This is a genomic window from Sphingopyxis granuli NBRC 100800, assembly GCF_001591045.1.
Classification (GTDB): Bacteria; Pseudomonadota; Alphaproteobacteria; order Sphingomonadales; family Sphingomonadaceae; genus Sphingopyxis; species Sphingopyxis granuli.
Map to the genome: position 1 here is coordinate 1 of NZ_BCUA01000129.1, position 7,455 is coordinate 7,455.

6 protein-coding genes are annotated in these 7,455 nt (G+C 65.7%); 4 read left to right on the forward strand and 2 right to left on the reverse strand.

Features of this window, described 5'->3' with window-relative positions; genetic code table 11:
- The first annotated feature begins 323 nt into the window (after nt 1-323).
- Together SGR02S_RS18320 and SGR02S_RS18325 are read left to right on the forward strand one after the other, a co-directional pair.
- Nucleotides 324-506 carry an HP1242/YdcH family protein gene (locus tag SGR02S_RS18320; protein WP_067113449.1) on the forward strand — a complete coding sequence of 61 codons (183 nt, stop codon included), beginning with the start codon at nt 324-326 and terminating at the stop codon, nt 504-506.
- A 66-nt stretch (nt 507-572) separates the two neighbouring features.
- A complete protein-coding gene (locus tag SGR02S_RS18325) occupies nt 573-1,556 on the forward strand; it encodes a TerC family protein (protein ID WP_067113451.1) in 984 nt (327 codons plus the stop codon).
- Between the two features lie 25 nt (nt 1,557-1,581).
- Here the strand turns inward: SGR02S_RS18325 and SGR02S_RS18330 are convergent, their stop codons facing one another.
- Nucleotides 1,582-1,860 carry a WYL domain-containing protein gene (locus tag SGR02S_RS18330; RefSeq protein ID WP_369691231.1) on the reverse strand — a complete coding sequence of 93 codons (279 nt, stop codon included), beginning with the start codon at nt 1,858-1,860 and terminating at the stop codon, nt 1,582-1,584.
- A gap of 188 nt (nt 1,861-2,048) precedes the next feature.
- On the opposite strand from SGR02S_RS18330, the gene SGR02S_RS18335 reads away from it, so the two are divergent.
- Nucleotides 2,049-4,022 (forward strand): sulfatase-like hydrolase/transferase, encoded by a 1,974-nt coding sequence (locus SGR02S_RS18335; RefSeq protein WP_067113456.1) that lies wholly within the window; start codon nt 2,049-2,051, stop codon nt 4,020-4,022.
- 203 nt (nt 4,023-4,225) lie between these two features.
- Here SGR02S_RS18335 and SGR02S_RS18340 read toward each other — a convergent pair whose 3' ends face one another.
- Complete coding sequence (locus SGR02S_RS18340) at nt 4,226-5,818, reverse strand: isocitrate lyase (protein WP_067113464.1); 1,593 nt, start codon at nt 5,816-5,818, stop codon at nt 4,226-4,228.
- A gap of 152 nt (nt 5,819-5,970) precedes the next feature.
- Between SGR02S_RS18340 and SGR02S_RS18345 the strand changes: the two genes are divergently transcribed.
- On the forward strand, nt 5,971-7,359 hold the full coding sequence (locus SGR02S_RS18345) for a helix-turn-helix domain-containing protein (protein WP_067113466.1): 1,389 nt from the start codon (nt 5,971-5,973) through the stop codon (nt 7,357-7,359).
- Nucleotides 7,360-7,455: the final 96 nt, after the last annotated feature.

A 7,455-nucleotide genomic window follows, 5' to 3' on the forward strand; every position in this document is an offset into this window, starting at 1 on the left:
AACCCTGAAACAAGTTCAGGGTGACGAAAGGGAGAAACCGGGGTCGCAATGACGCAGTGGGTCAATCCAACTCATCGGAGTCCGGGAACAGGGATTTCGCCCCGAAAGAAACAAACCCGGCAGCCGGGATTGAAAAGCCCGGCCGCCGTTCCTATCTAGCGGGAATGCGGGCCGGGCCCCTCTGGCGTCGGCGGGATCAACATCCCGCCACGTGATGTCGGACCGCATCGGGTGACACCGATGCACGGCGGCCAATTCTCCCCCCTGATCCAGGTCCCGGCATCGGCGTCGCCTGTTTTGAGTTCGCTCAATCAGGAGGCCATATGTCTGTGAATCCCCATATCTTTCACTTGACCGCGTTGCATCGGCGGCTCGACGAAGCGGTCCGGCGCGAGACGCGCCGCCGCGGCGGCGACCCGTTTCGCGTGCTGCGGCTCAAGAAGCTGAAGCTGGCGGTCAAGGACCGCCTCGCATCGCTGATGCGGCGCCCGGTTCGCGCCCGCTGAATCCGGCAATGAAGGCGAAACGCGCTGCTTTCGGCGGCGCGTTTCGCCTGTCCAGGGATCGTCATCATGGAATTTCTCTTCACCGACTGGCTGGGAACACCGGCCTGGTTCTGGCTGGCCTTTCTCGGCCTCGTCATCGCCCTCACGGCCTTCGACCTTGGCGTGTTGCACAAGGAGAACAAGGAGATGGGCATCGCGGAAAGCCTGAAGCTCTCCGCGCTCTACATCGGCATCGCGCTCGCGTTCGGCGCCTGGATCTGGGTCGAGAAGGGCGGCGACGCGGGCCTTCAATATTATACCGGCTTTTTCATCGAAAAAGCGCTGTCGATCGACAATATCTTCGTCATCTCGCTGATCTTCGCGACCTTCGCGATTCCGGCGCGCTATCAGTATCGCGCGCTATTATGGGGAATCGTCGCGGTGATCGTGCTGCGCGGCCTGATGATCGCGGGCGGTGCGGCGCTGGTCGCCGAATATGGCTGGCTGCTCTACATCTTCGCCGCCTTCCTGATCTTCACCGGTATCAGGATGCTGTTCGCGAGCGACAAGCCGATGGACGTCGCGGGCAATCCCGTCGTGCGCTGGCTGTCGCGCCGCATGCCGATCACCGCGGACCTGCATGGCGAGAAATTCTTCGTGCGCGTGTCCGACGCGAAGACGGGGAAGGTCGTGCTGGCGGCGACGCCGCTGTTCCTTGCGCTCGTCGTCATCAACCTCGCCGATCTGGTGTTCGCGGTCGACAGCGTGCCCGCGATCTTCGCGATCACGACCGACACCTTCATCGTCTATACCTCGAACATCATGGCGATCCTCGGCCTGCGCGCGCTCTATTTCGCGCTCGCGGCGATGGTGCATCGATTCCACTATCTGAAATATGCGCTGGCGCTGGTGCTCGTCTTCATCGGGTCGAAGATATTCGTGGCCGATTTCCTGCTCGGCAGCGCGAAATTCCCGCCGCTGGCGAGCCTGGGAGTCACGGTCGCGCTCATCGCCGGGGGCGTGCTGTGGTCGCTCGTCAGCAGTCGCCCGTCCGACTCGGCCGTGCGGTGACGGGCCGGCTGTCGCGGCCCGCCGCTCATACGGCGAGGAGAAGCGTGTCCTTGTCGCTCGGCGCGGCGGGCTGGAACATCGGGAGCGGCTCGAACGCCTCGTCGGTGACCTCGGTCTCGCCAAGCCCGTCGAGCTTGAACTGACCGAGGCGCCTTTCCTCGTCCGACCGCCAGTTCTTGTTGAGATTCAGCGCGCTGACGAACAGCGCCCCGTGCCGCTCGAACATCTGGTGCGGGGCAAGGGTCATGGCGTCGCCATTGTAGCGAGTGGACACGATGCGTCGCCGTGCGATCGCTTCCATCATTTTCAGTCGTGTATCGTTCATCGGCCCGGGGAGAGGTGGTTTCGTTGTGCGGTGCACCATACACCCGCCGCGGCGGGCCTGGCAAGCATCGCTTGATCGCTCGTCCGCCCGGTCGCCCGCAATTGCGGACGAATGCCGTTCGGATTGGCTTAACACCATATTAGCAATGCCATATTTATGACGATCCGATGACCAGGAAGGGGCAGGGGGACCTGCTGACGTTGCTGCTTGCGGCCGTCGCGACATTGTTGATCGAAATGGCGCTCGTCGAACGCAAGTTCGCTCTGTTCGGCGGCGGCTTCGGCCAGTCGCAAACGCTGGATACGCCGGCCGAGACCGTCCTGTTCCTGCTCGGTGCCGTCGGTGCACATGCGCTGCTTTTCGGCCTGTTCTTCCTGTTGCTGCGCCGGCTGCACGGGCGCGAATACGACCCGCTGATCTTCCGGTTCAACCTGCTGTTTTTCGGCGTCGCCGGCTTTCTCGTCGCGCTGACCGCCAAGTTCGAGCTTTTGTCCTATTTCAGCGACGCGGTCAGCTTCCAGTTGATCCGCAATCTGGGCGGGGGAAGCCTGTTCGACGCTTTCCTGTTCGTATTGAACGAAGGCGCGCTGATGCTGATCGGCCTCGGCGGCGCGCTGATCCTCTATGGGATCGTCGTGGTCCGCCTGCGCCGTCGCGGCAATCGGACCCTGCTGCCGGCGGGCCGCTCGCCGCTGCGCTGGGCGGTGCTGGCGCTGGCGGTCGCGATGCCGGTGATCGCCGCGCAGGCCAACGGGGTGCCCGACGCGCGCGACGGCCTGCGCCGGATGACCGCCTATGGGCTGGTCAACCGGCTACTCGAACAGCTGACCGATTTCGATCGCGACGGATATAGCTGGTATTCGGCGCAGATCGACCGGCATCCCTTCGACGCGTCGCGCCATCCGCTGGCGCTCGACATTCCGGGGAACGGGATCGACGAAGACGGCTTTGGCGGCGATTTCGTCTTTACCGGCGCCGATCCGGCGACGCCCGCGCCGAAGCTGCCGGCGAAGCGGAAGCATCTTGTCGTCATCGTGCTCGAAAGCACGCGCGCGGACGCGCTGACGCAACGGGTGAACGGGCGGCCGGTGGCGCCGAACCTCGCGGCGCTGGCGCGCGCGGGAAGCAGCTTTCCGCACGCCTACAGCCACGTCGGCTTCACGACGGCGTCGCTCAAGAGCCTGTTTTCGGGCGCGCTTGATCCGCGGGTGGGAGACCCCTCCTTATTCTCCGACCTCAAGGCCAATGGCTATCGCATCGGCGTCTTTTCGGGCCAGCCCGAAAGCTTCGGCGATATTTCGGCGGTGGTCGGGATGCGCAAGGCGGCCGACATATTCGTCGACGCCGAAACGCTGGCGCACGAACGCGCCTTCGGCTTCGCCGCCAAGGGCTCGCTGCTCGTCGACGAGACGAAGATACTGGCGGAATTCGATCGGCGGATGGGCGATCCGGGACCGTGGGCGCAGCCGACCTTCGTCTATTTCAATTTCCAGTCGCCGCATTTCCCCTATCATCATCCGGGCATGCCCGACATGCTGGGTGTCGATCCGCTGCCGCGCGGCGACATTTCCGCCGCCAACGCCCGCGGCGTCCAGCAGACCTACTGGAACGCCGTCGCCTATGCGGATTCGCAGATCGGCGCGGTCGTGGCGCGCTTGAAGGCGCTGGGGGCGTGGGACGACACCGTGCTGATGGTCACCGGCGATCATGGCGAGGCATTGTTCGAAAACGGATTCCTGGGACACGGCCACGTGATCGAGCCGGCGCAAACCCATATCCCGTTCGTGCTGAACGTGCCGGGCCTGTCCAGCGACCGGCCGCTCGGCCTCAGCGGCATGCGGTCGATCCTGCTCCAGGCACTGGGCGGCGCGCCCGCGCCCGACAACGACGCTCCGGTTTTCCTGCATATCGGAGCGGTCGATACGCCCGCCGCGATCGGCATCGTCGAACCGGGCGGCGTCTTCACGACGCTCGCGCTCGGAACCGAGGAAATGTGGTTTTCCGACAGCGGTCGGCGTGCGCGCTACGGCGATCTGAACGGTGCGGACAAGGCTCGCGCCGACCGGCTAGTCAACGAATGGGCGCGACAACGCTGGATGCGCCATCTGGCGACCCGCGAGGCGGCGCGGAACGCGCCATAGCCGCGTCGCGCCCGGGGGCGGGGCGCGCACGGAGAAAACAATCGCGTATCGCATAAAAATGCCCGCCGGAGGTCGAACGACTTCCGGCGGGCAGGCTTTCCTCCCCAGGAAAGCTCGGGAGGCGCGGGGCGTTTGTGCAAGGCACCCCGCGCCGAGAAGGGTGGCGCGGGGGGCAACGAAAACCCCCGCGCCTAGCTCGATCTTCAGGCGGCGAACTGGTTCATCGTATTGTCCTTGCCGCCCGCCTTCAGCGCGGCTTCGCCGGCGAAATAATCCTTGTGATCGTCGCCGATGTCGCTGCCGGCCATGTTCTGGTGCTTCACGCAGGCGATGCCCTGGCGGATTTCCTGACGCTGGACGTTCTTGACATAGCCCAGCATCGCTTCCTCGCCGAAATATTCCTTCGCCAGATTGTCGGTCGACAGCGCGGCGGTGTGATAGGTCGGCAGGGTGATCAGATGGTGGAAGATGCCGGCCCGCTTCGCGGCGTCGCGCTGGAAGCTGCGGATGCGGTTGTCGGCCTCGACCGCCAGCTCGGTGCCGTCGTAATCGACGCTCATCAGCTTTGCCCGGTCATAGGCACCGACATCCTTGCCGTCCGTCTGCCACGCGTCGAACACCTGCTGGCGGAAATTCAGCGTCCAGTTGAAGCTCGGCGAGTTGTTGTAGGCGAGCTTCGCATTGGGAACCGCCTCGCGGATACGGTCGACCATGCCGGCGATCTGCTCGATATGCGGCTTTTCGGTCTCGATCCAGATCAGGTCGGCGCCGTTCTGAAGGGCGGTGATGCAGTCGAGAACGCAGCGATCCTCGCCGGTTCCGGGGCGGAACTGATAGAGGTTCGAGGGTAGGCGCTTCGGGCGCAGCAGCTTGCCGTCGCGATTGATCAGCACGTCGCCCGGATTGCCCGCGCCCGTCACTTCCTCGCAATCGAGGAAGGCGTTGTACTGATCGCCGAGGTCGCCCGGTTCGCGGGTGAAGGCGATCTGCTTGGTCAGCCCGGCGCCCAGGCTGTCGGTGCGCGCGACGATCACGCCGTCGTCGACCCCCAGCTCCATGAAGGCATAGCGCAGCGCGCGGATCTTCTGCAGGAAATCCTCGTGCGGCACGGTGACCTTGCCGTCCTGGTGGCCGCACTGCTTTTCGTCCGACACCTGATTCTCGATCTGCAGCGCGCAGGCACCGGCCTCGATCATCTTCTTGGCGAGCAGATAGGTCGCCTCGGCGTTGCCGAAGCCCGCGTCGATGTCGGCGATGATCGGCACGACATGCGTTTCATGGTTGTCGATCGCGTGCTGGATCTGCTTTGCCTTGACCTCGTCGCGGGCCTCGCGCGCCGCGTCGAGCTCGCGGAACAGGCCGCCCAGTTCGCGGGCGTCGGCCTGCCGCAGGAAGGTGTAGATTTCCTCGATCAGCGCCGGAACGCTGGTCTTTTCATGCATCGACTGGTCGGGCAGGGGGCCGAACTCGCTGCGCAGCGCGGCGACCATCCAGCCCGACAGGTAGATGTAGCGGCCCTTGACGGTGCCGAAATGCTTCTTGATCGCGATCATCTTCTGCTGCGCGATGAAGCCGTGCCAGCAGCCGAGCGACTGGGTGTAGTTGGCGGGATCGGCGTCATAGGCCGCCATGTCGGCGCGCATGATCCGCGCGGTGTAGCGGGCGATGTCGAGGCCGCTGCGGAACTTGTTCTGGGCGCGCATGCGGGCGACGCTTTCGGCGCCGATCGCATCCCAGCGGCCGTCCTGATCGCGGATGAGGCGGCCGGCCTGCGCCATGTCTTCGGTATAGCTCATCTTCACTGTCCTCGGCTGCGCCCCGGTGGGCGATGAATATGCCGCCCTTGTGCCGACCCGCCGCCCGGATTGAAAAAGCTTTGTGAATATTTCTTGTGAATAAAGCGGATAAAGTGCATTGTAGCATGTAAATCAGTAAAGAAAGTTACAACATGGCGGAGCGGCGGGTGTTCGCGGGGCCGGCGGTGCGCAAGTTGCGGCGCGATGCGGGATTGACGCAGGCGGCGATGGCCGAGGCGCTGGGCATCTCGCCGAGCTACCTGAATCTGATCGAGCACGGCCAGCGTCCGCTGAGCGCGACGGTGATCGTCCGGCTGGCCGAGCGCTTCGGCTTTGACGCGGCGAAGCTGGGGGCGGCGACGGTGCCGGGCGGGCTTGCCGCGCTGCGCCGCCGTCTGGCCGACCCGCGCTTCGCCGATCTCGACATCGGGTCGCGCGAGGTCGAGGAATGGCTGGAGAGCGCGCCGGCGACCGCGACGGCCTTCATCCGGCTGTTCGACGCGGCGGGCGATGCGACCGCGCCCGCCGCCGCCGAGGCGCCCGAGGTCAATGCGGTGCGCCGCGCGATCGAGAAATGGCGCAACCATTTTCCCGATCTCGATGCGCGCGCCGAGGAACTGGCCGACGAACTGCGGCTCGCGGGGGGCGACCTCTATGGCACCATCGCCGAGCGGCTGCGCACGCGGCACCAGCTTGGCATCCGCATCCTGCCCGCCGACGTCATGCCCGACCGGCTGCGCTGGCTCGACTGGCATGCGCGGCAGTTGATGCTGAACGAGCTGCTGCGCCCCGCCTCGCGCACCTTTCAGGCCGCGGCGACGCTGGCGCAGATGGAGTCGAAGGACGAGATTTCCGCCCTTGTCGCGGGCGCAGAGTTCGCCGAACCCGCCGCCGCGCGCCTGTTCGAGCGGCATCTGATCCAATATTTCGCGGCGGCGCTGATGATGCCCTATGGCCGCTTCCTGCGCGCCTGCGACGCGACGGGTTACGACCTGCTGCTGCTCCAGCGGCGTTTCGGCGCCGGGTTCGAGCAGGTCGCACATCGGCTGACGACATTGCAGCGCGTCGGCGCACGCGGGCTGCCCTTCTTCATGCTCCGCATCGACCGCGCGGGGCAGGGGTCGAAACGCTATGCGGGCGCCAGCCAGTCGCCGCTCGTCGATGGCGATGCGCGCTGTCCGCTGTGGGGCGTCCACGAAGCCTTCGCGCGCCCCGGCGAGGTGATCGCCGACCTTGTCGAGCTGGAGGACGGGTCGCGCTGGTTCACGCAGAGCCGCTCGGTCGCGGCGCCCGGCGCGACGGGAGGGGGCACGCCCGCGCGCTTCGCGGTGTGCATCGGGGTCGACGCCAAGGTCGCCGCGCCGCTGGCCGCCGCGCGCGGCATCGACCTGATGCGTAGTCCCGCGACCCCGATCGGCCTCGGCTGCCGCCGCTGCACGCGCAGCGGCTGCGTCCAGCGCTCGATGCCGCCGCTCGGCCGTCCGCTGCGATTCAGAGAGGGCGAGCGCGGGGTCAGCGCCTTCGATTTCGCGGGGGATTAGAGCATCGAGCCTTAAAATCTGACCCATCGTCCCGAACGGATAGGGGTGTTGCAGGTTTATGCACGGTTTCTCTTTTCCGTCTCCCTGACCTTGTCT